We start from the raw sequence: 23,961 nt of genomic DNA, 5'->3' as shown, positions 1-23,961 counted from the left end.
ACGCGGTACGCCTCCGCCTACCGGACGCGAGCACCCTCCATGGCAGCTTCCCAGCGGACGCGCTTCTGGCGTGCCGCTTCGATCTCGTCGAGACGTCTGCGTTCTGCGGCTTCGCCGCGGAGGGCGACCTCCTGCGCGCTCTCGGCGAGCTGGTCTTCGAGAGAGCGTCCGAGAGCGTCGGCCCACTCGCTCGCCCGGTGCGGTTGGCCACCGCTAAGGACGAAGCGGAGACGCTCGGACGGGGTGTAGTCGAAGCGGGGGGATCCTGACCCAGGAGTACTTCTTCGCCTCGGTGAGTTCCTTCTCGGTGGCGACGTGCTCCGTCCGGTCCCGCTCCTGGAGGACGAGGAACCCTACGGTCTGGCGCGGTGATGGTGAAGTGGGGAGATGCCCTGCGGCGGCGATGAGACGGGGGTGCGAGGCCAGTCTGTCCTGCCGAACTGGAGTGTCCGTCGTTCTCAGCGGCGGCGATCAGTGGGTCATGTCCCCTGGTGTGGTGTAGCGGCGGGCAGCTGTTCTCTGCCCTGGGTGGTCAGCAACCTGTTGCGGCGCCCGTCGCGTCAAGTGGTGATGGCGTGGACCGTCGCGTGCGCCGGGCCAGGAATCTGTTCGCGATGAAGGTAATCCATGGGCTATGTGCGGCCCGACCGCGATCGGCCGCTGTGGTTACGGTGCTTCGCTGCCATACCGCCTCACGCCTAGCGAAGAGTGCCCGCCGACGATTGAGACTTGAACGTGTTCAAACTCCGTGCCAGGGTACGGCATGAGTTCTTGAGCCCATCGGTCGCGCACGTGGCCTGCGGAACCGGTTAGGGGTGGAGTGTGTTGCGTTGCTGTCGTACTGCGCTGATCTTGCTCGCCTTGGCTCTTGCTCTCACGGCCTGCGGCAGGTTGACGGTCATGCCGCCACCCGAGGGCGAACCGGCCGTGCTGAAACCAGCCGAGCTTGCGATCACGTGGACCGATGCCGAGGGCGGCACCCTCACGCTGAAGCAGGACGGGACGTTCATCGCCGACAAAGTCTGCGTCGCCGTCCGCTGGTACGAGGATTTGACCTGGTCCGGAACAGGCACCTGGGAGCAAGGCTCCAACAAGGAGCAAAGCATCGTCGCTGTGTCCTTCGACGCCGATCACCCCGTCGACACCTATCACCCCGAAAGGGTTGAGCGACGGCCCGACTCCTACGCCGCCTTGAGGCAAGGCAAGGTCCTGAAGCTCTGGGTCGCCGTCGGCGATCCGGACAACGATTATCCGAACTGCGTCCTGACCAGCCCGGCGAGTTGACCCGGTTGCCGCGCGGCTGGGTGAGCTGCACAGGTCCGGCATCGCACATGAGCGGCTTTTGTCGATCGTTTCCCCCTGCCGTGATGGAGGGGATCAGCCCTCGGTAATGCCGGGGAGGGCCTCGGTGTCGACGGAGGCGTAGACGGTGGCCATGCTCTCTTCGGAGAGGTAGCGGCGAGGAAAGGCGATCCATTCTTCCTGCATTTCGGCCAGCACTGCGGTGGCCAGTCGTAGGACGGCCTCGTGGTTGGGGAAGACCTGAACGACGTCGGTGCGGCGTTTGATCTCGCGGTTGATCCGTTCCAGCGGGTTGGTGGACTGGATCTTTTTCCAGTGCTGCTGGGGGAAGTCGGCGAAGGCGGAGAGGTCCTCTTTCGCCTCCAGCAGCAGGGTTTTGACCTTGGGGAACTGTCTGCTGAGCATGTCGGCGACAGTATCCAGCTGGGCCCGGACTGCCCCAGCGGTGGGCTGGACGAAGATGGTGCGGATGGTCGCGGCGACCATCTGACCTGCTCGCCGCCTACGGCCCTGCGGAAGACACCAGCACTCTCAACTCCGGCGCTCGTACGGATGGCTGGGTCGCCCGCTCCCACGACGCTCCGCCCGCCGACCCACGTGCGGCAGCCGCATTGTTCAGCACCGTCGTCCGCCTGCTCGATCACCCCGACGCCGAGACGTTCCTGGCTCGTCTCCTCGGCCGGATCCCGGCCGTCGGCCCGGGTCGGCCGCGCCTGCGGCGTCTCACCCCACACTGCTCACCTGCCCTACGCGCGATCCTCGCCGACGAGGCAGTCATCCGCCGAGGCGCCAGCGGGCCCCCCGAGCTCTTCCCACAACCGGCCTCCCACCTGGGCCTGCTCGACCCCAGCAGCGTCTCGGCCGTCCTGCCCGCGCACTGGACTGCCCCGCTCGGCCACCTCAACGCTCCGGTCCGCGCGCTGCAGCGGGACGCCGCGATCCGCCTGGTTCAGATGGTCAGCGGACGACCTCGAGCCTCTGCCGCCCGCTTCCTCGGCATGGCGCCAGGAACCCTGTAGTCGACCACCCTGCTGATGCGCATATGGCAGAAGGAGCCGGGCAATGCCGCGGCGTACCGGGCCGCACTCCAGCAGGTGATCGACATTGCACTGTCCGAGAGCCCTCGTGTCAGTTGATGGGGATATCTGAATCTCACCACCCCCTGCTCGGGGGGTGAGCCCGCACCTGCTCAGTGGATCTCCCCACGCACCAGGTACGCGGCGTGCTTCGGGGGCGGTGCTGGCCGGTGCTGCGGACGGCGGCTCGGGTAGCCCGGACAGGGGCAGCACCAGCACGGTCTCGGGCCGGGCGGTCCGCCAGCCGGCGGGGTGCTTGCCGTCGTCCGGCATCACGGTGGAGAGGCCTCGGTGGGCCGGGTGGAGCCGGGCCGGTGGGGAGCAGCGCCCACGGGAAGTGGGGGCATGTGACCCGTGGATGCGTCGTGCCGCGGCGGCGGTGATCGTCCTGACGCTCGACGCAGCTGTTGCCCTGGTCAGCCGCCATCACGGAAGGCTCGCAGCCCGCTGAGGATGAGATCCAGCCCAAAGGAGAAGACCTCTTCGGCCGGCACCGACAACGCCTCCGCGATCGAGTCGACAACGGGGAACTGTGCCGGATCCACGCCCCGCAGGGCAGCGACCGACACCTGGTTGCGCCGCCCACCGGCGCCGTTCTCATGGTTGAGCTGTATTGCCAGGCCACATGCGTAGCGAGCCGGCGTCACATACGCGCGTGTGGCCGGTGAGGCCTCGAATCCCGCCTTGAGCAGGACCGCGACACAGCGTTCCCGCAGTGCCATCGCGTTGGGGCCGACGGGAATCTGCTCGGCCAGCAGCCGGGCAGCGTTCCCGTGCCGACCCAAGGCGCGAAACTGCCCCGCCGCAACTCGCCGGATGGTCACAGTTGACGGGAGCCGCGTGCGGACGGGTGCGGCAGGGCACCGCCCGGCACGCCGCAGGACACCCGCTCGGTCGAGACCGGCGCTGCCGCGGGGGTCGGCGGTCGGGCTTCGCGGCCGTCCGCCGACCGGGACACCTGCCGGAGGAACGCCCCTCACCGCGGCCGCTCCTTGCCGGACCGTCCGCTCCGCGCGTCGTGTCCGCGTTCGCACGTGTCGTGCCGGAGGGGCAGTCGGCGCAGGTCCTGCAGTGCCGCGAGGGGGAACGGGGCCGAACCCACTTCGCCCGGTACTTCGGCCGGTTCAAGATCGAAGGAGAAGGGCCGGACAGCGGTGGGCCCATAGAGACCGGCCACACCCTGGAGCACGTCGGCCAGGGCGTCCGGGCAGTAGCTGACGACATCCTTCCGCTTCGCGGAGTCGTCTTGTATGGCAGATTGCCCAGCCGCTGCCGGTCAGCTCCCAACTGAACCGGAGATCATTCGTCATCCCGCCCCTTCTGGTGATCGTCTCCACAGACGGTACAGCGCGCAGAGGCAGCCGGAGGGCACTAGTTTGGGCCTTCGGCCACGAGGCCCTGTCGGTCCCGGTCCGGTGGAATGACGGAGGAGCGCCGGGGCATGCGGTGCGGTGTAGTGGCGTTGAAAGCGACAGCCTGGGAGGTTTTCCGATGCTGATGGCGCATCCCGCCGTGCTGAGGAAGTTGGTCGAGCAGCACGACACCCTGCGCATCCTGTGTGCCGAGGACGGTACTTCGGAGGCCCGTCAGCGTATGGAGGATGTCGCGTACGCGCTGTGCGTGTCCACGGGCACCCGCGACATCGACGCGGCGCTCATCGCCGCACGTCACCAGCTGCCGGGAGCGCGTCCCGAGGACGACTCGCTCGTCACCGCCTGACGTCGGGAAGACTGCCCCGGCTGTTCGGAGGGACGGTTCCCCGGGTCGGCCGGAAGCGACGGAAGACGGAGTCTCGTGGTTCGGCCCGCGCGGGACTCGCTGTCGGGGGCGGAGGCCGTCGGGGCACCGGCGGCCGGCAGCGTGCCCCGAGGTCAGGAAGAAGGTCACGGCGTAGGTGAAGCGTCCGGTGCGGACCGCTTGGTCGAACTCGACGACGACCCTCTCAGCCTCGGACGGGTCGAGGTGTCCGCGAGCGGCGGCGGTGTGGGCCCAGGGCCTCAGCCCCATGACGTTGTCGACGGCCGTGGGATCCCGGACCACAAGGGCCCGTGCCTCCACTATGACGTCTTCCAGTTCGCGGGCGGCGAGCATCCCGGATGCCGGTGCGCCAGGGCCCGGTGCGCTGCCGGTGGCCACGCTCGCGCGCCGAGACGTGCCGTCATTCGCCCAGCGCGGCGATCGCGTCCATTCCGTGGCCGGCGGCGAGCAGAGGCGTGCGGATGTCGGTGTCGAGGTCGGGGAGGTAGCCGAGCAGGACGTCGGCCGGGCCCTCGATGCGCATGCGGCCCAGCGCGGCGGGCAGCAACAGGCTTTCCGCACGGGCCAGTCGCTCGCCTCCCGCGGGGGTGTCCACGGTGACAGGCAGCCCCGCGTTCGTGAGCACCATGGCGGTGGCGAACCGGTGTATCAGCGGCGCGGCGGTGCCGGCCCGCCACCGCTCCAGGGCGAAGTGGCGTCCGGCGCACAGCACGGTGCGCTCCACCCCGTCGTCCACCGGCACGCCGAGCCCGGAGCGGAAGTCGGGACGCGGCTCGGGACGCCACTCCTCCAGAAGCCGTTCGATGTTCGCCCGCCACTCCCCGTCCGCGATCGGCGAGCCGTCCTCCATCCGGTGGCGCATGGCGTGCTGCTGGATGTCGGACGTCTGCTCGATCTCGTAGACGACGGTGCCGGGACCGAAACTGTGCAGGGTGCCGCCGGGGACGTAGAGGGTCTGCCCGGCGCGCACGGGCAGGCGGCGCAGGACGGCGTCGAAGTCCTGAGCCACCAGCGCCCGCCTGAGCCGGTCGCGGTCGACGCCCGGCTGGGTACCGGCCAGGGCGGTGGCTCCCGGGGCTGCTTCGAGGATGTGCCACGCCTCGGTCTTGCCGTTGGGCTCGCCTTCGAGACGCCGGGCGGTCTCGTCGTCGGCGTGCAGGTGGACCGGGAGCATCCCCGTGGCGTCGATGAGCTTGGTGAGCACGGGGAAGCGCGCACCGCGCCAGCCGCGCCCCACCAGCTCCTGCGGGTACTCCTCGACCAGCCGGCGCAGGCTGTGCTCGGCCAGCGGGCCCGCGGTCACCGTCGCCACCTCGCCGTCGACGTCGCTGACTTCCCACGTCTCGGCGACCGGACCGTCCGGCAGCCCCGCACGGCCCCATCGGTCGGCCAGGACGCGGCCGCCGAAGACGTGTTGCCTGACGGGCGTGGTCAGGCGCAGCGGGTACCACTCCACGGGTGCGCTCTCCTCGGCGGCCTCAGAGGATCGGCTGGCCGCCGGTGACCGCGATACGGGCGCCGGAGACGTACGACCCCTCGTCGGAGGCGAGCAGCACATAGACCGGGGCGACCTCGGCCGGCTGGCCGGGGCGGCTGAGCGGCACCTGGGAGCCGAAGCTCTCGACCTGCTCCGGCGGCATCGTGGCGGGGATCAGGGGTGTCCAGATGGGCCCGGGGGCCACACTGTTGACGCGGATCCCACGCTCGCCCAGCAGCTGCGCCATGGCGCCGACCATGTTGGCGATGCCCGCCTTGGTGACGTCGTAGGGCAGGAGAGCGGGCGGCGGCATGTCGGAGTTGACCGAGGTGGTGGCGATGATGGACGCCCCCGGCCGCATGCGGGGCACCGCAGCTTTGCACAGGTGGAACATCGCGCTGAGATTGATCGCCAGGGTGCGGTCCCACTCCTCGTCGGGGATCTCCTCCAGCGACGTGTGGGTCATCTGGAACGCCGCGTTGCTGACCAGGACATCGATGCGGCCGAACGCCTCCTCCGCCCGGTCGATCACCTCGCCGCAGTGTGCCCGGTCGGCCAAGTCGCCCGGCACGAGCACGATCTCGCGTCCGGCCTGCTCCACCCAGCGCGCGGTGTCGCGGGCGTCCTCTTCCTCCTCGGGCAGATAGGAGATGAGCACATCCGCGCCCTCCCGCGCGAAGGCGATGGCCACCGCCTTGCCGATGCCGCTGTCACCGCCCGTGATCACCGCGGCCTTCCCGGACAGCCGGCCCGACCCCTGGTAGCTGTGCTCCCCGTGATCGGGCCTGGGCCGCATCTCCGCTTCCGTACCGGGGGGTCGCTGCTGCTGCGCGGGCTGCGACATGACACATCACATCCTTGGTCCTGTGCGGGAGACATGACACGGGGCGCAAGGCGGCACCGCCCTGCTCCGTCCCCGGACACCTGGGGCACGGGTTGCCTGGAACGCTGCGGAGAAACCGCTCGGATCACCCGTTCCTCGTCGCCCCGGGGCCCGGTCGGTCACTGCTCGGCCGACTTCCCGGCCGGCGCACCCAGGCGTGCAGAAACAGGGCCAGCAGTCCGCCGAGCGTGGTGTCGACAGCGCGGTAGACGGCCGAATCGCCCGGGGGAGCGGCCATGACCTGGAGGAAGAGCACGACGTACCCGGCGATGCAGGCACAGAAGAGCGCGTAGTTCACCGGTTGCAGCGCGAAGGCGCCCCACAGCAGCGCCGTCACCGCTGCCACCAGGGCGACGCCCCGCAGGCCGACGGCGTCGGCCACGCCTCCCACCACGAGCACCCCGATCAGCGTGCCCACCCAGCGGTCCACACCCCGGCTCGCGGTCGTGACCCAGGCCGGTTTGAGCACGTTCAGCACGGTCAGCGTGATCCAGTACCCGCGCTGCGCCGGCAGCAGCCACACCGCAGCCGCCTGTGCGAGCGCCAGCCCCAGGGCGAGCCGGACGGCGTGCCAGCGGGCCTGCGGATCCGTGGACACCAGCGCGCGGCCCGTCGACCGCACCGCCTCCCCGACTGGCGGACACCCGACGTCCGGCGCGGGGCCCGGACGCACGGCGGACGCCCGGTGTGGCACCGCGCTGCCCGGTGTGGCACCGCGCAGCACCAGACCCGGCAGGATCTGGGCGAGGCCTCCGGCCACGATCCCCGCTGCCAGCACGCCGGCGGTGTCCGGCGGCTGGGGCGAGCGGCCCAGTATGACGAAGCCCACCATGGCCTGTGTTCCTGTCGTGGAGGCCGCCTGCCCGGTGCGGGCGAGCAGCCCCGCGACGGCCCCCAGCAGGACCAGTGTGACGACGGAGAGGGCGGGCCGGCGCGCCGTGACCATGCCCAGGAAGGCCGCCGCGGCCAGCGCGGCGAGCGACACCCCCATGGCGGCGCGCGGCCGGGCGAGCCCCGGCGTGGTGCCCACCGTGCCCGCGTTGACCGCGCCCGCGGCGACAATCATGCCTGGCCGCGGCCCCCACAGAGCCGTGGCGGCGGCGAGCACCGCACCGGCCCCGACGGCGTACCCCAGCCCGGCACCCGGCAGCGCCCGCGACCAGTCGGTGTCCCCGGCCCGCCCCAGCACCTCGCCGAGCCGCCACCGGTTCGCCGTCACCGCCGCCGACCTGCGGCTCAGCACGTCCTCTTCCCGCCGGTACGGTCGGCTGTCGCGTGCGGGTCTGTCGCGGGACCCGCCGGGAGGCCGGTGCACCGGCCGGCCGCTCGGGCCCGGCCCCGGGGGACGGCGGGACAGCCGTGGGCGGCGTCGACGTCCCCGAGCGCCCGGCCGGGGGGGAAGGTGCCTGTGCCGCGTCATGCGTACTCCGGCTGCCACATGGCGTCCTGCACCTGCTGGATGACGTCGTCCAGCGCGGCGCGCGCCACCCCCTCCTCGGCGGCGCGGCGGGCGACGGACACGGCCACCGTGGCCGACGAGGCCCGCAGGTTCTCCACCTGCGGCAGCAGCGGGGCACCCGGAGCCGACAGTTCGGCCAGGCCCGCCACCGCCTCGGCCGCCGCCTGGAGCATGCCGTCCGTGATCCGGGAAGCGCGCGCCACGACGGCCCCCAGGCCGATCCCCGGATAGACCAGGGCGTTGTTGGCCTGGCCGATGACGTACGAGGTGCCGTCCAGCTCCACGGGGCGGAACGGGACACCGGCCGCGACGAGGGCCTTGCCGCCGGTCCACTTCAGCACGTCCTCCGGCAGTGCCTCGATCCTGTCGGTGGGATTGGACAGCGGCAGCACCACGGGTCGCTCCACGTGCGCGGCCATGGACCGCACGATGTCCTCGCCGAAGGCCCCGTGCACGGTCGAGGTGCCGACCAGCACGGTCGGCTGTACCCGGTCCACGACCTCCCGCAGTCCGATCGGCTGCTCGCCGTCGCCCGACCACTCCTCGTCGGGGCGGACGTAGAGCCGCTGGTAGTCACGCAGCCCGTCGGTGGAGCGCAACAGCAGGCCCTGCCGGTCCACACACCAGATGCGTGCCACCGCCCCCTCGCGGTCCAGGCCGTCGCGGACCATGGCGTCGCGCAGCTGGTCGGCGATGCCAACGCCGGCGGTGCCCGCGCCGAAGACGACCACCCGCTGCTCGCGCATCGGCGTGCCGGACAGGCGCGCCGCGTTCAGCACGCAGGCCAGGGTGATGGCACCGGTGCCCTGCATGTCGTCGTTGAACGTGCAGACCTGCTCGCCGTACGTCTCCAGCAGCCTGCGGCCGTTGCCGGGGCCGAAGTCCTCCCAGTGCAGCAGCGCGTGCGGGAACAGGTGCCGGACGGTGTCCACGTACGCGGCGACGAACGCGTCGTAGTCCTCGCCGCGCGTCCGGCTGTGCCGGTTGCCCACGTACAGCGGGTCGTTGAGCAGTGCCTGGTTGTCGGTGCCGACGTCGAGCACGACGGGCACCGCGCGGCCCGGGTGGATGCCGGCCGCGGCCGTGTAGACGGCCAGCTTGCCGACCGAGATCTGCATGCCGCCCACGCCCCAGTCGCCGATGCCGAGGATCTGCTCGCCGTCGGTGGCCGCCACCAGGTCGACATCGTCCGGGCCGAGGCCGAGCGCCTCGAACGCGGGCCGTACGTCCTGCGGGTGGTCGATGGACAGGTACACACCGCGCGGACTCCGGTACTCGTGGCTGTACCGCTTGATCGCCTGCCCCACCGTGGGGTCGTAGACGATGGGCAGCAGTTCCGTCAGGTGGTCGGTCAGCAGGCGGTGGTAGAGCACCTCGTTGCGGTCGTGCAACTGCTCCAGGCAGACGTTCTTCGCCAGGTCGTCCGACTGCGCCTGTACCTGCTCCCAGGCCCGGCGGGCCTGCTGGTCGAGGGAGAGCACACCGGGTGGGAGCGCTCCTATCAGGCCGTACCGCTCGCGTTCCCGCCGGGTGAAAGCCACCCCCTTGTTCCGCAGCGCATCGGTCAGCCGAGCCCGGCCGTCGGGGCTGTCGCGGCGCGAGGACATGGGCACTCCTCCGTCGACTGCTCTTCCGCTCCGGAGTTCCCGGGCAGTCGCCGGCGAAACGGCCCGCACGACGAGTTGTCCCGTGCCGGAGGCCGGCCAGTCATCACCCCGGACCTCGGCGGTGGTCGGCCCCCGACGACGGCCCGGTCGACCGCACGTCCCAGCAGGGGCGCGCCACGGCGAGGGTTTGGGTCATCACCCCCAGGCGCCGGGCGAGGACGGCTCGGTGCGGAACCGCAGCGCGGGCGCGGCTGGCCCAGAACACCCCGTACGTCGTCCACACGCGTACAACGAGTGGGGCGCTGCCCGCGCTGTCGGCCGAACTCCGGCCTGGTCTGTTGGGGGCAGGTGAGAGACCCAGGCCCGTCCGCATCGGGTCGTGCCGAGTTTTGATGCGGACCTCCTGGGGAGTCGGTGCGCGTGGGGTCGTATGCGCCGGAGCAGCGTGTGTATCTCCCGGCACTGCGCGCCGGCTGGCTCACCCAGACGTTCGTGCACTGGGCCTCCTCTCCCGAGCAGGTACAGCGCCTGCTGCCGGAGGGGCTGACCGTGGACACCTGCGAGCAGTGGGCATGGGTGAGCCTTACACCGTTCGTGATGGCCGGTGTGCGCCTGCCGGGTGTACCTGCTGCTCTGCCCTCCTTCGCGGAGACCGACCTGCGCACGTATGTACGTGAACGGGGCGGCGGGGACGGGCTGTGTTTCCTGACCCCCGAGGTGAGTTCCCCGGTCATGCTGGCCGCCCGTGCGATCGGTGCGCCGTACCACCTCGGGCACCTGATGCTGTCGCGCCGCGGTGATGCAGTGACCTACGCCGGGGCGCGGGGCGTGGCGGGCCGTCGTACCGCGTGGTGGTCCGTCCGGACGAGCCGCTCCGGCCGAGCCGGCGGGACGTGTGGGTGGCGTCGAGGTGGCGGGCCTTCACACGGGGCTGCGACGTGCTCTGGCAGACGCCCGTCGAGCACGAGCCCTGGCCGCTGGCGCGGCGCGCCTGGAAGACCTCGAGGAGACCCTCACCCGGGCGGCCGGCTGCCGCGGCCCGCGCAGGAGCCGCTCGTGCACTTCTCCGACGGCGTCCACAAGGTCCGCTTCGGCGTCTCACGCCCGGTGCGGCCGACAGGGAGGAGACCGGGATGAACCCGGTGCTCGTGGCGCGGGCCCAGGGGTTGTTCAACCTGGTCGGCGGCGGCTGGCCGCTGCTGCACCTGCGCAGCTTCGAGTGGGTCTTCGGACCCAAGTCCGAGGAATGGCTCCAGTACACGACGGCCGGGCTGCTGGCCACGACGGGAGGGAGCATGCTGTTCGCCCCGACCACACCCGGTGGGGTGCGCCATGCCCGCCGTACGGGCCTGGGGACGGCCGTGACCCTGCTGGCCGTCGACCTGGTGTACGTGCCCATCGGCCGGATCCGTCCGACCTATCTGCTGGACGCGGCGATGCAGGCCGGATGGCTCCTGGCATGGCGCCGGTGCGGCAGGCTCGGGTCGCCCGCGGGCGGATGAACCGGACCGCCACCGAGGCACCCTGATGCGCCGATCCCCGCGGACCACCTGGTGGCGCTTCGACGGCTGGATCGCCGGGATCGGCACGGCGTCCGGCGCCTGCCTTGTCCTCGGCCACTGGCCCCGCTCGCCCTTCGGGCCGTTCAGCGATCTGATGCTCGAACGGGCCGACGGCCACCGCTTGTTGCTGGCCCCCACCCGGCGGACTGCGGATTTCATCGCCGGTACCTATGCTTTCGACGAGGTCCGCATCGTACCCGTACGTGTGCGCGTCACCGGCGCCGACTGGACGGTCACCGCAGGCCCGCTGCTCGACCTCCGGTTCACCGCCGGTCGGCGCGGCCCCCTGGGACTGCTGCTGCGGGCGGTCCCCGGTGTCCTGGCCGCTCGGCCCTTCTGGACGGTGGTGACGGATCCGGTCGCCCGCCTCCTCCTGGGCGTGCGCACCCGTGGCACGGTCGGCGCCGGCCGGTACGAGTGGTACGGCGCCCGCGATCTGCATCTGATCACCGCGGCGACCGCAATCCTCGAGGGCCGCCATCTCGGCGCCCTCAGCGCGGTGGAACCACCCGTGCGATTCGGCTTCGGCTCCACGCCCCGCACCCCCTGCCTCGTACGCGTCACGACGACGGTGAGCACACCGCGCACGCCCGAATCTCTTGCATCCCCGGTTACACGGCAGCCACGCGCACAAAGAAGGAGGCTTCTGATGAACGCCCCACCACGGAGCTCACCTCCGCGCCACCCGCCCGCCCACGGTGCCGACATGAAGCTGCTCGGCATCTATCTGAACGACCACCTCGCCGGCGCCACCGCAGGCACCCAGCGGGCCGGCCACCTGGCACGTGTTGCCCGTGGCTCGGCGCTCGGCCGCGCGCTCGGGCCTGTCGCCACCGAAATCGCCCAGGACCGCACGGCGCTTGTCGGCATCATGCGGGACCTGGGCGTCCCCGTACACCGCTACAAGGTGTCCGCGGGTTGGGTCGCGGAAAAGCTGGCACGGCTGAAGGGCAACGGCCGGCTGGTGCGACGCTCTCCCCTGAGCACCGTGCTGGAGCTGGAGGCGCTGCGGCTGGGGGTGGAGGGCAAGGTGGCCGGATGGCAGACCCTGCGCCGGCTCACCGGGACGGACGAACGCCTCGATCCAGCACTGCTCGACAGGCTGCTGGAGCGAGCTCGACGACAGCAGGACACCGTGGAGGAATGGCGCATCCGCCAGGCCGAAACGGCACTACGCACAACGGCCGACTGAGCAACGGCGCCACGGGCTGGCTCACGACACCTGACGGCGCTCAGCAGCACACCAGCAGCGTCGGGAAGCCCGTGTCTTCCGCCGAACCGGGCTCGGTGACCAGGCCGCGCGTGCGGCTTCGGTCCCTGAAGAGCTCCCAGTACGTCTGGCACCCCGGACGCAGGGCTGGATCTCGCCGACTTCCAGAGGTTCGGTGCCGAAGCCCTTGTCGGGCGAGACACAGGACGCTCCTTATGACGGCGAGGGGCCAGGGCTGCGGACTTGCGTCGGACATCCTCTCTACGATTCCCGGATTCGTTGGGTGTCGACAAGCATCCGGACGGACGGGCTCGCGGCGACCGCGCCGGTGAAGAAGACCGACTGAGGGGCCGGCGGTAGCCGTCAAGGTCACACGGTCGATGTATCCCATGCCACGCTCGCAGTGATGCAGACCTCGCTTCGCGGGTACCTGATTGATCGTCAGTAAAGTCGAGATTCTGTGGCGGCTGCCCATGCGGAGGCATGGTCGGGAACTCTGAACAACAGTTCCGGCGTTGGCCCAGGTCAGCGCGCCCTTCCGCGTGGCTTCAACGGCACCGGCGGCAGGTCGGGTGCGGGCAGCGGGGCCCCGTCGTAGCCCTTCACCTCGCCGAAACGGGTCCCCTTCATCCAGTCCTCGCGAGCCTGTGCAATCTCCTCCTGGGAGCGGGCGACGAAGTTCCACCACATGATCAACTCCTCGGCGAACGGCTCGCCGCCCAGCAGCATGACCCCGGCGTCCGACTCCGCGCGCAGTGGGAGTTCGGAGCGTCCGCAGCCGAGGTAGAGCATCGAGCCGGGCAGCACCGGTACGCCGTCGACGTGGACCTCGCCGGACATGGCCAGCACGCCGTACTCGAAGTCGGGTTCGAGGGGGAGGCGGGCCTCCGTGCCCCGGCGCAGGGCGAGGTCGGCGCCGACGAGCGGGGTGTACGTCGTACCGGGTGAGACCGAGCCGTCCAGGCTGCCGAGGATCACCGTGGCCGTCAGGCCGGGCGCGGTCACCGTGGGCAGCTCGGGATGGTACTCGAACTTCGGGTCGGTGTGCCGGTGTTCGTCGGGCAGGGCGACCCACAGCTGGGCGCCGTGCAGGAAGCGGGCGTGCGGGCGCGGGCTCTCCTCCGAGTGGCTGATCGCGCGGCCCGACGTCATCAGGCCTAGCTGCCGTGGCTCGATCCGCTGCAGGCTGCCGGTCGAGTCCCGGTGCAGCACCTCGCCCTCGTGCAACCAGCTGACCGTCTGCAGCCCGATGTGCGGGTGCGGCGGGACCTGCATGCCGGGCTCGTCGGCGATGTCGTCCGGCCCGTAGTGGTCGACGAAGGCCCACGCGCCGATCATGCGCCGGCCGAGGTTCGGCAGCATCCGGCGCACCTCGGTCGACTCGCCCAGCCGCACATGACGGGGACTCAGCAGTTCGCGGACCGGTTCGGCGACGACGAATCCGCGGCCACCGCAGACACTGGGCACGGGCGCGCGGTCAAGGTTGCTCATGCCGCCCAACCTATCGGTGCGGGAGCCGGACCGGGGTGCGCACAAGAGCGGAATGTCGGGTGCCGCGCCGGGCGCTCGGGCGGAGCGGCTCACGGGTGCCGTGCGCTGGGGGTTGGCTGGGCCGTGGACGGGCTCACCGGGCTCGGGACCTGGGACGGTGTGCCGGTCGGCACGTGGGGGGAGCGGGCCGGCCCGGCCGGACGGGACTGTCCGCCGCGCACCGTGAAGAACACCAGCGCCGCCACCGCGGCCAGGGCCAGCACACCCACCACCGCACGGCGCACCAGCACCCGCCGGGACCGCACCGGCCCGGTCGGCGGGCGCAGGGGCCGCAGGTCGGCCGGGCCGACGGAGTGCGCCCGCGCGGCCAGCGCGGCCCGCAGCCGCGCCTCGACCGGCGTCGCCGTGATCCCCGTACCGGACTCGTTCACCGCAGTCCCTCCAGGCGCCGGCCCAGGGCGTCCAGGGCCCTGCTCGCCGTGGACTTGACGGCACCGCGCGACAGCCCGAGCGTCGCCGCGATCTCGGCCTCGGTCAGATGCGACCAGTACCGCAGCACCAGCACCTCCCGCTGCCGCCGGGTCAGCGTGCGCAGCGCCGCCAGCACCTCACGGTGGTCCTCGTGCAGCAGCACGTCCTCCTCCGGGGCGGGCGCGTGTTCCTCGGGTGCGGGGATGTGCGCCCGTACGGTCCTGCGCCGGCGCAGCACCGAGCGGGCCGCGTTGACGACACTGGTCCGCAGATACGCCTCGGGGTCGTCCAGCGCCGCGAGCCGGTGGCCGTGCCGCCGGAACAGCGCGGTGAACGCGTCCTGTACGACGTCCTCGGCCGTGGGCAGGTCGTCCACCAGCAGCACCGCCAGGCGCACCAGGGAGAGCCGGCGGTGGTGGTACAGCTCCTCGATGCCGGGGGACGGTTCGGCGCCGGCGACGGGGGCCGTCGGAGTCGTACCCGTGCGGGTGCCGGTGCGGGCGAGGGCGTGGATGCCCAGGGCCCGGGTGAACCGCCGCCAGGAGGCCGGGGGCCTCAGGGTGCCGGGCCGCTCCCAGGGCAGGGCCGCCGCCGGTGGTGTCGCTGTCGTCATGGATCTCCCGGGGCCGGTGCGGGGGAGCCGCCGCGCGACGGCTCCCCCGCACCCGGCCCTGCCTCAGTGCTGCTGCGGAACCGGCGCCGGCGTGGCGTGACGGTGGTGCGGTCCGGGCGCCGGGTGCCGGGGCTCGGGAGTGGCGGTGGACGGCACCGGGGAGGGCGTGGCCGTGGCGGGGGCGGGTGCCGGGCTGGTCGTCCGTACGGGTGAGGGCACCGGCGAGGGGGTTTTGGTGCGGACCGGTGACGGCACGGGCGACGGGGTCGCGTGGTCGCCCTTCGGGCCCGGGGCCGGCGCGGCGGAGGGCCCGGAGTGGGCGGGGGAGTGGGTGGTGCGGTGGCTGTCGTCCTGCGCCGCCTGGGCGGTCAGGGTGCCGGCGACGGCCAGGGCCGCGCCTACGGCGGAGACCCCCAGGACGGCGCGCAGCCGGCGGCTGCGGGGCGGGCGCGGGGCATGGTGTGCGGACATGGGTTCCTTCGGTCGCTCGGGGTCGGACATCTGGTCGAAGTGGAGGCCTCCACCCCGACAGACGTCCGACCCCGGGCGAGGTTGCAGGTGACGGCCGACGAATTTTCCGGTGCGAGGTCATCACCTGCTGTCGCTGTCCGCGCCGGCCCACTGTCGCCGTCGGTGATGGCCCGCTTCCGTCGTCGAGGATCGCCCGTTGTCGTCGTCGGCGATGACCCGCTTCCGCCGTCCGTGCTTGTCCGCTTCTGCCGTGGGCGATGGTCGGCTGTTTTGGGCGATGGCCCGCTTCCGTCGTCCGTGATGGCCCGCTGCCGCTGCCGCTGCCGCTGTCGGCGATGGCCACCATCCGCCGCCGCGTCACCCGGGCGGCGGGCGGCGGGCGTTTGCTGGAGTCCGGCGCGCTCGTGGCGCTGCCTGAGCCGGAGGGTCCGCCGGTCATCGCCGGTTCCTCGTGCCGTGAACCGGCGCCCCCGGCGTGGCCCGCCTCCTCGCCGCTCCGCCGCACGCGCCGCGCGCAACCGGTGGCCGCACGGCCGGAGTTGTTCAGTGCGCGGGGTCGCCCGTCCACTCGGGTGCCAGTACCGCCCAGATCTCCTCGTCGTGCCGCTCGCCCCGGTGCGGGTGACTCTCCCGCAGCACGGCCTCCTTGCGCATGCCGAGCCGCCGGGCGACCGCGATGCTGGGCGCGTTGCCGGCCGACACCCACCACTCCACGCGGTGGACGCCCCGCTCCCGGATCGCCCAGTCGATGAGCAGACGCGCCGCCCGGGTGACCAGACCCCGGCCCACCGCGGCCGGTTCCAGCCAGCAGCCCGCCTCCGCGATGCCCTGAGACACGTCCAGCCGGCGCAGGATCACCGCCCCCACCAGCGTGCCGTCGAGGCGGATCGCGCGGATGAGCCCTGCGTCGGCCGCCTCCTTCCCGGCGTACGCCTCCAGGAACGCCTTGCTGGAGGCCAGGTCCGTGACCACGTCCGGCAGCCCGTTGAACCGCCCGATGAACTCCCGCCCCCGGTCCATATGGGCGAGGAACTCCTCGGCCTGCCAGGGCTGGAGCGGGGACAGCTCGGCGCCGTCGTCGCCGAGAGAGGTCGCGAACATGGTCACCTTCGGGTGAGGGGATGGGACATCTGATACGCCAGCCTACGGTCGGCGCCCTCCCCGACGGCCGTGAGGGCCTCGTCCAGTTCCATGAACCATTCCCAGGGCTGCCGCCCGTCGGCACCGGCCAGCCGGGCGACCACCAGGTCCTCCAGCTCGGAGACCCGCTTGTTCTTCCAGATCTTGTCGGCCAGGCTCACCAGCAGGTCCTCCACGGCGATCCCGGGAGCCGTCCAGGAGGCGTGCGTGCCGGCGAAGCGGGCCAGGTGGGCCGGCACCCGGTGCGCCAGCAGCAACTGCCGTCCGTCCGGCTCGTGCCGGGCGCCCGGACCGGACAACTCGGCCGGGTGCAGGGCCTTGCCGATGTCGTGCGTCGCGGCGCCGAACAGCACCGCCTCGGCGTCGAACTCCAGCTGCGGGCAGTGCCGTCGGACCCATTCCACGAGTTGTGCCGCGACGTCGTGCACCGCCCTGAGGTGGGCCACCAGCCGTGGCGGGGCGTCGACCTGCTCCAGGAGCAGAGCGGCCCGCGCGGGCAGGGGCCGCAGGGGCGGATCGGTGGTGTCGTCCGTCGCGATCGACGCTGTGCCGCCGGCTGTCATGGCGCCAGAGTAATCACTGCGGTGGCTGACATCGTTGTCCCCCTTGGCGTGGATGGCGGGGCCGGGTCGCCGGGCCGACGATGGTGTCGTGGGGGTACGTAAGAGAGGACACCGTCATGCTGGAAGTGAAGACGGTCGAGAAGCCCGACGAACGGCGTGACTTCCCCCGCGGCCACCTCGAAGCCCTCCACCTGACGGGGCTGGACTTCGCGGTGGCCACCTTCGAACCGGGCTGGCGCTGGTCGGAGTCCGTGTCACCGATCGCGGGCACGGACAGCTGCATGGTCCACCACAACGGGTACATGGTGCGGGGGCGGATGCACATCCGCATGGACGACGGCGGTGAGAGCGAGATCGGCCCCGGCGACGTCTTCGTCTGCTCGCCCGGCCACGACGCCTGGGTGGTCGGTGACGAGCCGGCCGTGGTCTACGACTTCGCGGGAGGCATGGCACAGGACTACGCCAAGGCTTCCGGGGAGTGAGCCGGACCATACCCGCCCCGCGGTGACGCACGCGCACCGCGGGGCACGCGTACGTGCTGCCCCAGGGGGCCGGGCCACGGTCGTCAGAGTTCGTGGCGGACGGCCGACTCCTCCGCGTAGGCGACGGCCTCGGCGTGGCCGAACAGGCCGGGCAGCCCGCCGGTGTGCACGAACACGGTCTTCTCGCCCGGCCGTACCGCGCCGTCCCGGACGGCCGCGGCGAGACCGGCCAGGGCGCGGCCGGTGTAGACGGGGTCGAGGATGATCCCCTCGGTGCGGGCGGCGAGCCGGAGCGCCTCGGCCGCCGGACCGGTCAGCGTCGCGTACCCGGCGCCCACCTGGTCCCGGCGCACCCGCAGCCGGTCCGCCGTGACCGTCTCGGCGGTGAGCGGGGCCGCGAACTCCGCCGCGGCGGCGGCCGGGTCGGCCAGCGCGCCCACGTCGACACCGAGCACCGACTCCGTGCCGAGGGCGGCGACCAGCCCCGCCATGGTGCCGCCCGAGCCGAGCGCGACGACCGCGGTCCGCAGGTCCGGCAGCTGCGCGCGCAGCTCCTCGCCGCACCGCACATAGCCCCGCGCGCCCAGCGTGCTGGACCCGCCGAAGGGGACGAGGGCCGGCCGGGCGCCCCGCTCGCCGAGGCGCGCGCACACCTCGGCCGCCGCGGAGTTCAGCCCCGCCTGGTCCACCTGGCCCGCCCAGTGCAGCCGCGCCCCCAACAGGCCGTCCAGGGCGAGGTTCCCGGACCGTGACACGCCCGGCGAGCCGCGCAGCACCAGGACGGCGTCCAGGCCGAGCCGGGCGGCCACGGCGGCGGTCAGCCGGGCATGGTTGCTCTGCGGGGCACCCGTGGTCACGAGCGTGTCCGCGCCCTCGGCGAGGGCCGCGCCCACCGTCCACTCCAGCTTGCGGATCTTGTTCCCGCCGCCGCCCAGGCCGGTCAGGTCGTCCCGCTTCACCCACAGGTCGTCCGGTCCGAGCCCGAGCGCGGCGGCCAGCCGGGGCGCCGGTTCGAGAGGGGTGGGGTACGTGCCGAGCGGCACGGGCGGGTGGCTCATCGCGGGTCTCCTGGTCCATGGGGCGACGGATGCCCAGTCGATCACGGCCGGCCGCCCCGCGTCACACCGGCAGCAGGCGGCCGATCAGCGCGCTGAGCTGCCGGGCGGTGCGGCATTCGTGCATCTCGACCAGGTCGGCGTAGGCGGGCGCGGCCGAGTCGCCGGTGCCCCACCGGTCGCCCGGTTCGGGGTTCAGCCAGTAGACGCGCCGGGCCCGCCGGGCGATCTCGCGTACGGCGGGCAGGTTCGGGTCGCTCATGTTCGTCCGGGCGTCGCCGAGGACGAACACCGTGGTCCGCGGGCCGACCGCACCGCCGTACCGCTCGGCGAACTCGCCCAGGGCCACGCCGTAGTCGCTGCTGCCGTGCCAGCCGGTGAGCGTGGCCTCGGCGCGGATGCGGGCGCTGAGCCCGTCGGGGTCGGCGCGGCCGTGGTCGAGCAGGCCGGTCACCTCGTCGAGCCGGTTGACGAAGGCGAACACGCGGATCTTGCTGAACTGGTCGTGCAGGGCCTGCACGAGGAGCATGGTGAAGTCGGAGAAGCCCGACACCGAGCCGGACACATCGCACAGCAGCACCAGTTCCGGGCGGACCGGGCGGCGCCGGCGCAGCACCGGGCGCATCGGCACCCCGCCCGTGGACAGCGAGGAGCGCAGGGTGCGGCGCAGGTCGACCGTGCCGCGCGCGGCCCGGCGGCGGCGCGCGGCGAGCCGGGTGGCCAGCTTGCGCGCCAGCGGCTGGACCGCCCTGCGCAGCTCGGCCAGTTGGTCCCGGTTCGCGAACAGGAAGTCGACCCGGTCGGCGGTCGGCCGGACGCCGCGCCGCGCGATCTCGTCCCGGCCGCGCCGCTCGGCGACCCGGCGCCGGGCCTCCGTCCCGACCATCCGCCGGAACTCCTCGATACGGCGCCGGATCTCGTCGTCCAGCAGCCGGTCCGCGAACCCCGCGCCGCTCCCGTCCCGGCCCCGCACGTCGGCCCGTACCCGGGCCAGCAGGGTCTGCGGGCGCAGCCGGTCCAGGGTCTGGTACGCCGACCAGCCGTCCGAGCCCGGTGAACTCCCGTACCCGCCCATGCCGTCGACCGCCTCCGCCGCCAACCGGGCCATCAGCGCCCGATCGTCGGCGGCCAGCGCCTCGGCGAGCCGGTCGCGCAGGGTCTCCCGGTCCTGGGGAGGGTCCTGCGGGCCGCCCACACCGCGCGGGAAGTACAGGTCGAAGACCGAGTCGAACAAGGCGCGTTGGCCCGGGCCGTGCAGCAGTGTCGCGGCAAGACCCTCGCGCAGCAGCTCCCGGTCCGCGAGGCCGAGCGCCTCCACCGCGCGGGCCGCGTCCACGGTCTCCCCGGTGCCGATCCGCACCCCGTGCGCGCGCAGCGCACCGGCCAGGCCGGTGATCCGGTCGGCGACGGCGGTCACAGCGCGTCCAGGTCGAGCTTGGCCGCCGCCTTCTGGATGTCGTCCTGGTGCTTGAGGATCACCCCGAGGGTGTCCCGTACGACGGTCTCGTCCAGGGTGCCGGCGCCCAGGGCCAGCAGGGTGCGCGCCCAGTCGATGGTCTCGGCGACGGACGGCACCTTGCGCAGGTCCATCGCGCGCAGCGCCCCGACCACCCGGACGACCGATTCGGTCAGCGCCTGGCCGAGGCCCGGCACCCTCAGCCGTACGATCCGCCGCTCCAGCTCCTCCTCCGGGAAGCCGATGTGCAGGAACAGGCAGCGGCGGCGCAGCGCCTCGGACAGCTCCCGGCCGGCGTTGGAGGTGAGGACGACGAACGGGCGGCGGGTCGCGGTGACCGTGCCCAGCTCGGGGACCGTGATCTGGAAGTCGCTGAGCACCTCCAGCAGCAGGCCCTCCATCTCGATGTCGGCCTTGTCGGTCTCGTCGATGAGCAGCACCGTCGGCTCGTCGCCGCGGATGGCGGTCAGCAGGGGGCGGGGGAGCAGGAACTCCTCGCTGAAGATGTCGGTGCGGGTCTCGTCCCAGCTCTCGTCGCGGCCCGCGCTGATGCGCAGCAGCTGCTTGGCGTGATTCCACTCGTACAGGGCCCGGGACTCGTCCACTCCCTCGTAGCACTGGAGCCGCACCAGCCGGGCGTCGGCCACCTGGGCGACGGCCTTGGCCAGCTCGGTCTTGCCGACCCCGGCGGGGCCCTCCACCAGCAGCGGCTTGCCCAGCCGGGCGGCGAGGAACACGGTCGTGGCGACGGCGGGGGAGGCGAGGTAGCCGGTCTCGGCGAGACGGGCGGAGACGTCGTCGACGGACGTGAACAACGGGGCCTCCGGCGGGTCGGGGAGCAGGGTCCCGGGGTCGGGCAGGTTCCGATCTCCTATCTAAGCGCTTGTTCAGCCCTCGCGCCACGGTATACACCGATCGGTTTCCGGCCGGCCGGGCCGCGGTAACCTCGCCGTATGGCCACCACCGAGAAGGCGTCCCCCCGCGACCGACTGCTCGACGCCGCCGCCCGGCTCTCCTACCAGGACGGCGTCTCCGTCGGCATCGAGGCCCTGTGCCGGGCGGCGGGCGTGTCCAAGCGGTCGATGTACCAGCTGTTCGACAGCAAGGACGCGATGCTGGCCGCGAGCCTGGAGCGGCGCATCCCGTGGTACGACGCCCTGCTCGCACACCCCGATCCCGAGACCGCGACCCCGCGCCAGCGCATCCTGCACGTCTTCGAACGGCTGGAGCAGGCCTCCCAGGACGCCGACTACCACGGCTGCCCCTATCTGGCCGTGCTGGTCGAACTGAAGGACCCCGAGCACCCGGCGAGCGTGATCGCCCGCGAGGTCAAGGCGGGGCTGGCGGCCCGCTTCCGCGCCGATGCGGAGGCGGGCGGCGCCCGCGACCCCGAGCTGCTCGCCCGCCAGCTCGTCCTCGTCTTCGACGGCGCCAGCGCCCGGGCCGGCGCGAAGGTCGAGCACCTGGGCGACGGCCTGGCCACGACGACGGTGACCGTGCTGCTGGACGCGGCGGGGATGGACTGAGCAGGCCGTCGGCCGTCCATACGGGCCAGCCCAGCGCGCCGCCCGGCCGGCTCCCCGGTCCAATGAATGCGTGACCGCGCCCCCGGACGACTGCCTCGCGCGCAACGAATGGATCTGCGGCGCCTATCTGAGCACCCGCCGCCAGATCCTGCTCGACGCGGTCGTCCAGCACCTCCAGCTGACCGTCCTCTCGGTCCTGACCGGCCTGGTCATCGCGCTGCCGCTGGCGATCCTCGCCCGCCGCTGGGGCTGGGCGGCCGGACCGGTCCTCGCCCTGACGACGATCCTCTACACCATCCCGTCGCTGGCCATGTTCTCCCTGCTCCTGCCCCTCTACGGCCTCTCGGCCACCCTGGTCGTCGCCGGGCTCGTGCTGTACTCGCTCACCCTGCTGGTGCGGAACATCCTGGCCGGCCTGCGCGCGGTCCCCGAGGAGACCCGGCAGGCCGCGCGCGGCCTCGGCTACGGCCCCGTCCGCCTGCTGCTCACCGTGGAGCTGCCCCTCGCCCTGCCCGCCGCGATGGCCGGCCTGCGCATCGCCACCGTCTCGGCGGTCTCCCTGGTCACCGTCGGCGCGATCGTCGGCTTCGGCGGCCTCGGCAACCTGATCTACGCGGGCATGAACACCTACTTCAAGGCCCAGGTGCTCACCGCGTCCGTGCTGTGCGTGCTGATCGCCGTCGCCGCCGACCTGCTCCTGCTGGGCGTGCAGCGACTGATCACCCCCTGGACCAGGGCGGCCCGCGGATGAGCACCCTCACCGCCGCCTGGGACTGGCTCACCGACCCGGCCCACTGGTCGGGCGACGACGGCATCCGGCACCGGCTGCTCCAGCACCTGCTGCTCACCGTCGTCTGCCTGGTCCTCAGCTGTCTGATCGCGCTGCCCGTCGCCCTCGTCCTCGGCCACCTCGGCAAGGGCGGCGCGCTCGCCGTGAACATCTCCAACGTCGGCCGGGCCGTCCCCACCTTCGCGGTCCTGGTCCTGCTCCTGCTGACCCCGATCGGGAACTGGGGCGAGGGACCCACGGTGGTGGCCCTGGTGCTGTTCGCCGTACCACCGCTGCTCACCAACGCCTACGTCGGCATGCGCGAGGTCGACCGCAGCGTCGTACAGGCGGCGCGCGGGATGGGCATGACCGGGCGCCAGCTGCTGTTTCACGTGGAACTGCCCCTTTCGCTCCCGCTGGTTCTCAACGGGGTCCGGATCGCCGCCGTCCAGCTCGTCGCCACCGCCACCATCGCCGCGCTCGCGGGCGGCGGCGGCCTCGGCCGGATCATCACGGCGGGCTTCAATCTGGCCAGCACCCCCCAGGTGGTCGCGGGGGCGCTGCTCGTCGCCGTGTTCGCCCTGCTCGTGGAAGGCGTCTTCGAGGCCGTCGAGCGCCTGGCACCGGTGTGGGTCCGGGGCGGCCGATGAGGGGCCGCACCCCGGTGACCGTGGCCGCGCTCCTCGCCCTCACCGCCTGCTCCACCGGCCCCTCGCTGGAGAACCGCGGCGCGGTCACCGCACCGCCCGGCGACAGCCGTCACCTGACCATCGGCTCGGCGGGCTTCACCGAGAGCGACCTGCTCGCCCAGCTGTACGCGCAGCTGCTGAACCAGGCCGGCTACCGGACTTCGATCATCACGGTCGCCAACCGGGAGCTGTACGAACCGGCCCTGGAGTCCGGCCAGATCGACGTCGTACCGGAGTACGCGGCCACCTTCGCCGACTGGCTGAACGCCAAGACGCACGGCGCCGACGCACGGCCGGTCGGCTCACCCGACCTCGACGCCACCATGAAGGCCCTGCGCGCCCTCGCCACGCCGCGCGGGCTCACCGTCCTCCCGCCCGGCCGGGCCGTGGACCAGAACGCTTTCGCGGTCGCCGGCCGCTACGCCCGGCAGCACCGCCTCAGAACCCTCAGCGACCTCGGCGCGTCGGGGCTGAGGGTGCGGCTCGCCGCCGGTGACGAGTGTGTGCAACGGCCGTACTGCGCACCGGGGCTGAAGAAGGTGTACGGCATCGACATCACCGCGGTCGACCCGAAGGGCGTCGGCACCACCCAGGCCAAGCGGGCCGTCCAGGCAGGCCGGGACCAGATGGTGCTGACCACCACCACGGACGCCACCCTCGACCAGTTCGGCCTGGTCCTGCTCGCCGACGACAGACACCTGCAGAACGCGGACTACGTCGTCCCGGTCGTCAACCGCTCGCGCGCGGGCAGCGCGGGCGTGGCGAAGGCGCTCGGCAGGCTCAACGACGTCCTCACCACCGCCGACCTGGCCGCCATGAACCAGCAGGTCGACAGCTGGCGCCGGCTGCCCGCCGACGTGGCCCGGACCTACCTGAAGGACAAGGGCCTGCTGAAATGATC

The 23,961-nt window shown here is 72.5% G+C and carries 25 protein-coding genes and 2 pseudogenes; 12 read left to right on the top strand and 15 right to left on the bottom strand.

Features of this window, described 5'->3' with window-relative positions:
- Positions 1-900: 900 nt before the first annotated feature.
- Positions 901-1,284, top strand: a complete 384-nt coding sequence (locus ABZ937_RS06205; protein ID WP_361686261.1) for a hypothetical protein — start codon at positions 901-903, stop codon at positions 1,282-1,284.
- 93 nt (positions 1,285-1,377) lie between these two features.
- On the opposite strand, the pseudogene ABZ937_RS06200 reads toward ABZ937_RS06205, so the two are convergent.
- Positions 1,378-1,831 (bottom strand): annotated as a pseudogene (locus ABZ937_RS06200) (transposase); the annotation flags it as partial.
- An 82-nt stretch (positions 1,832-1,913) separates the two neighbouring features.
- On the opposite strand from ABZ937_RS06200, the gene ABZ937_RS06195 reads away from it, so the two are divergent.
- Positions 1,914-2,321 carry a hypothetical protein gene (locus ABZ937_RS06195; RefSeq protein ID WP_361686258.1) on the top strand — a complete coding sequence of 136 codons (408 nt, stop codon included), beginning with the start codon at positions 1,914-1,916 and terminating at the stop codon, positions 2,319-2,321.
- A 473-nt stretch (positions 2,322-2,794) separates the two neighbouring features.
- Here ABZ937_RS06195 and ABZ937_RS06190 read toward each other — a convergent pair whose 3' ends face one another.
- A complete protein-coding gene (locus ABZ937_RS06190) occupies positions 2,795-3,202 on the bottom strand; it encodes a TetR/AcrR family transcriptional regulator C-terminal domain-containing protein (protein WP_361686255.1) in 408 nt (135 codons plus the stop codon).
- A 667-nt stretch (positions 3,203-3,869) separates the two neighbouring features.
- On the opposite strand from ABZ937_RS06190, the gene ABZ937_RS06185 reads away from it, so the two are divergent.
- The gene (locus ABZ937_RS06185; protein ID WP_361686252.1) at positions 3,870-4,097 is read left to right on the top strand and encodes a DUF5133 domain-containing protein; all 228 of its coding nucleotides are present in this window, start codon (positions 3,870-3,872) and stop codon (positions 4,095-4,097) included.
- 439 nt (positions 4,098-4,536) lie between these two features.
- On the opposite strand, the gene ABZ937_RS06180 is transcribed toward ABZ937_RS06185, so the two are convergent.
- The 4 genes from ABZ937_RS06180 to ABZ937_RS06165 form a co-directional block, all read right to left on the bottom strand.
- Positions 4,537-5,592 (bottom strand): class I mannose-6-phosphate isomerase, encoded by a 1,056-nt coding sequence (locus ABZ937_RS06180; protein WP_361686249.1) that lies wholly within the window; start codon positions 5,590-5,592, stop codon positions 4,537-4,539.
- 22 nt (positions 5,593-5,614) lie between these two features.
- Positions 5,615-6,457, bottom strand: coding sequence for an SDR family oxidoreductase (locus tag ABZ937_RS06175; RefSeq protein WP_361686246.1), 843 nt, complete (start codon positions 6,455-6,457; stop codon positions 5,615-5,617).
- Between the two features lie 124 nt (positions 6,458-6,581).
- The gene (locus ABZ937_RS06170) at positions 6,582-7,739 is read right to left on the bottom strand and encodes an FUSC family protein (protein ID WP_361686243.1); all 1,158 of its coding nucleotides are present in this window, start codon (positions 7,737-7,739) and stop codon (positions 6,582-6,584) included.
- Positions 7,740-7,912: 173 nt separating this feature from the next.
- Positions 7,913-9,562 (bottom strand): NAD-dependent malic enzyme, encoded by a 1,650-nt coding sequence (locus ABZ937_RS06165; RefSeq protein WP_361686240.1) that lies wholly within the window; start codon positions 9,560-9,562, stop codon positions 7,913-7,915.
- 414 nt (positions 9,563-9,976) lie between these two features.
- Between ABZ937_RS06165 and ABZ937_RS06160 the strand changes: the two genes are divergently transcribed.
- From ABZ937_RS06160 to ABZ937_RS06145, 4 genes and pseudogenes are all read left to right on the top strand, one after another.
- On the top strand, positions 9,977-10,699 hold the full coding sequence (locus ABZ937_RS06160) for a DUF2071 domain-containing protein (RefSeq protein ID WP_361686237.1): 723 nt from the start codon (positions 9,977-9,979) through the stop codon (positions 10,697-10,699).
- Complete coding sequence (locus tag ABZ937_RS06155) at positions 10,696-11,064, top strand: hypothetical protein (protein ID WP_361686234.1); 369 nt, start codon at positions 10,696-10,698, stop codon at positions 11,062-11,064. The genes ABZ937_RS06160 and ABZ937_RS06155 overlap by 4 nt, the downstream gene beginning before the upstream one ends.
- 25 nt (positions 11,065-11,089) lie before the next feature.
- Positions 11,090-11,698, top strand: a pseudogene (locus tag ABZ937_RS06150) (hypothetical protein); the annotation flags it as partial.
- Between the two features lie 75 nt (positions 11,699-11,773).
- Complete coding sequence (locus ABZ937_RS06145) at positions 11,774-12,316, top strand: hypothetical protein (RefSeq protein ID WP_361687024.1); 543 nt, start codon at positions 11,774-11,776, stop codon at positions 12,314-12,316.
- A 543-nt stretch (positions 12,317-12,859) separates the two neighbouring features.
- On the opposite strand, the gene ABZ937_RS06140 is transcribed toward ABZ937_RS06145, so the two are convergent.
- The 6 genes from ABZ937_RS06140 to ABZ937_RS06115 form a co-directional block, all read right to left on the bottom strand.
- Positions 12,860-13,825, bottom strand: coding sequence for a pirin family protein (locus tag ABZ937_RS06140; protein WP_361686232.1), 966 nt, complete (start codon positions 13,823-13,825; stop codon positions 12,860-12,862).
- An 89-nt stretch (positions 13,826-13,914) separates the two neighbouring features.
- The gene (locus tag ABZ937_RS06135; RefSeq protein WP_361686229.1) at positions 13,915-14,256 is read right to left on the bottom strand and encodes a hypothetical protein; all 342 of its coding nucleotides are present in this window, start codon (positions 14,254-14,256) and stop codon (positions 13,915-13,917) included.
- Positions 14,253-14,909, bottom strand: coding sequence for a SigE family RNA polymerase sigma factor (locus tag ABZ937_RS06130; RefSeq protein WP_361686226.1), 657 nt, complete (start codon positions 14,907-14,909; stop codon positions 14,253-14,255). The genes ABZ937_RS06135 and ABZ937_RS06130 overlap by 4 nt, the downstream gene beginning before the upstream one ends.
- Before the next feature lie 63 nt (positions 14,910-14,972).
- Complete coding sequence (locus ABZ937_RS06125; RefSeq protein ID WP_361686223.1) at positions 14,973-15,380, bottom strand: hypothetical protein; 408 nt, start codon at positions 15,378-15,380, stop codon at positions 14,973-14,975.
- A gap of 543 nt (positions 15,381-15,923) precedes the next feature.
- Positions 15,924-16,481, bottom strand: a complete 558-nt coding sequence (locus ABZ937_RS06120; protein ID WP_361686220.1) for a GNAT family protein — start codon at positions 16,479-16,481, stop codon at positions 15,924-15,926.
- A gap of 2 nt (positions 16,482-16,483) precedes the next feature.
- Positions 16,484-17,083: an HD domain-containing protein gene (locus tag ABZ937_RS06115; RefSeq protein ID WP_361686217.1), complete on the bottom strand. Its 600-nt coding sequence runs from the start codon at positions 17,081-17,083 to the stop codon at positions 16,484-16,486.
- 116 nt (positions 17,084-17,199) lie between these two features.
- On the opposite strand from ABZ937_RS06115, the gene ABZ937_RS06110 reads away from it, so the two are divergent.
- On the top strand, positions 17,200-17,565 hold the full coding sequence (locus ABZ937_RS06110) for a cupin domain-containing protein (RefSeq protein WP_361686214.1): 366 nt from the start codon (positions 17,200-17,202) through the stop codon (positions 17,563-17,565).
- 83 nt (positions 17,566-17,648) lie between these two features.
- Here the strand turns inward: ABZ937_RS06110 and ABZ937_RS06105 are convergent, their stop codons facing one another.
- From ABZ937_RS06105 to ABZ937_RS06095, 3 genes are all read right to left on the bottom strand, one after another.
- On the bottom strand, positions 17,649-18,623 hold the full coding sequence (locus ABZ937_RS06105) for a pyridoxal-phosphate dependent enzyme (RefSeq protein WP_361686211.1): 975 nt from the start codon (positions 18,621-18,623) through the stop codon (positions 17,649-17,651).
- A 61-nt stretch (positions 18,624-18,684) separates the two neighbouring features.
- Positions 18,685-20,037, bottom strand: coding sequence for a VWA domain-containing protein (locus ABZ937_RS06100; protein WP_361686208.1), 1,353 nt, complete (start codon positions 20,035-20,037; stop codon positions 18,685-18,687).
- On the bottom strand, positions 20,034-20,891 hold the full coding sequence (locus ABZ937_RS06095; RefSeq protein ID WP_361686205.1) for a MoxR family ATPase: 858 nt from the start codon (positions 20,889-20,891) through the stop codon (positions 20,034-20,036). The genes ABZ937_RS06100 and ABZ937_RS06095 overlap by 4 nt, the downstream gene beginning before the upstream one ends.
- 138 nt (positions 20,892-21,029) lie before the next feature.
- Here ABZ937_RS06095 and ABZ937_RS06090 point away from each other — a divergent pair, with 138 nt between their 5' ends.
- The 4 genes from ABZ937_RS06090 to ABZ937_RS06075 all read left to right on the top strand — a co-directional run bounded on the left by ABZ937_RS06090 (position 21,030) and on the right by ABZ937_RS06075 (position 23,959).
- Positions 21,030-21,602, top strand: a complete 573-nt coding sequence (locus ABZ937_RS06090; protein ID WP_361686202.1) for a TetR/AcrR family transcriptional regulator — start codon at positions 21,030-21,032, stop codon at positions 21,600-21,602.
- Positions 21,603-21,672: 70 nt separating this feature from the next.
- Complete coding sequence (locus ABZ937_RS06085; protein WP_361686199.1) at positions 21,673-22,353, top strand: ABC transporter permease; 681 nt, start codon at positions 21,673-21,675, stop codon at positions 22,351-22,353.
- Positions 22,350-23,021, top strand: coding sequence for an ABC transporter permease (locus ABZ937_RS06080; protein WP_361686196.1), 672 nt, complete (start codon positions 22,350-22,352; stop codon positions 23,019-23,021). Before ABZ937_RS06085 ends, ABZ937_RS06080 begins: the two co-directional genes overlap by 4 nt.
- Positions 23,018-23,959 carry an ABC transporter substrate-binding protein gene (locus tag ABZ937_RS06075; RefSeq protein ID WP_361686193.1) on the top strand — a complete coding sequence of 314 codons (942 nt, stop codon included), beginning with the start codon at positions 23,018-23,020 and terminating at the stop codon, positions 23,957-23,959. Before ABZ937_RS06080 ends, ABZ937_RS06075 begins: the two co-directional genes overlap by 4 nt.
- The last annotated feature ends 2 nt before the right edge of the window (positions 23,960-23,961 follow it).

It is taken from the genome of Streptomyces sp. NPDC046727 (genome assembly GCF_040645635.1).
GTDB lineage: Bacteria > Actinomycetota > Actinomycetes > Streptomycetales > Streptomycetaceae > Streptomyces.
This window is presented reverse-complemented; position numbering and strand designations above follow the sequence as displayed.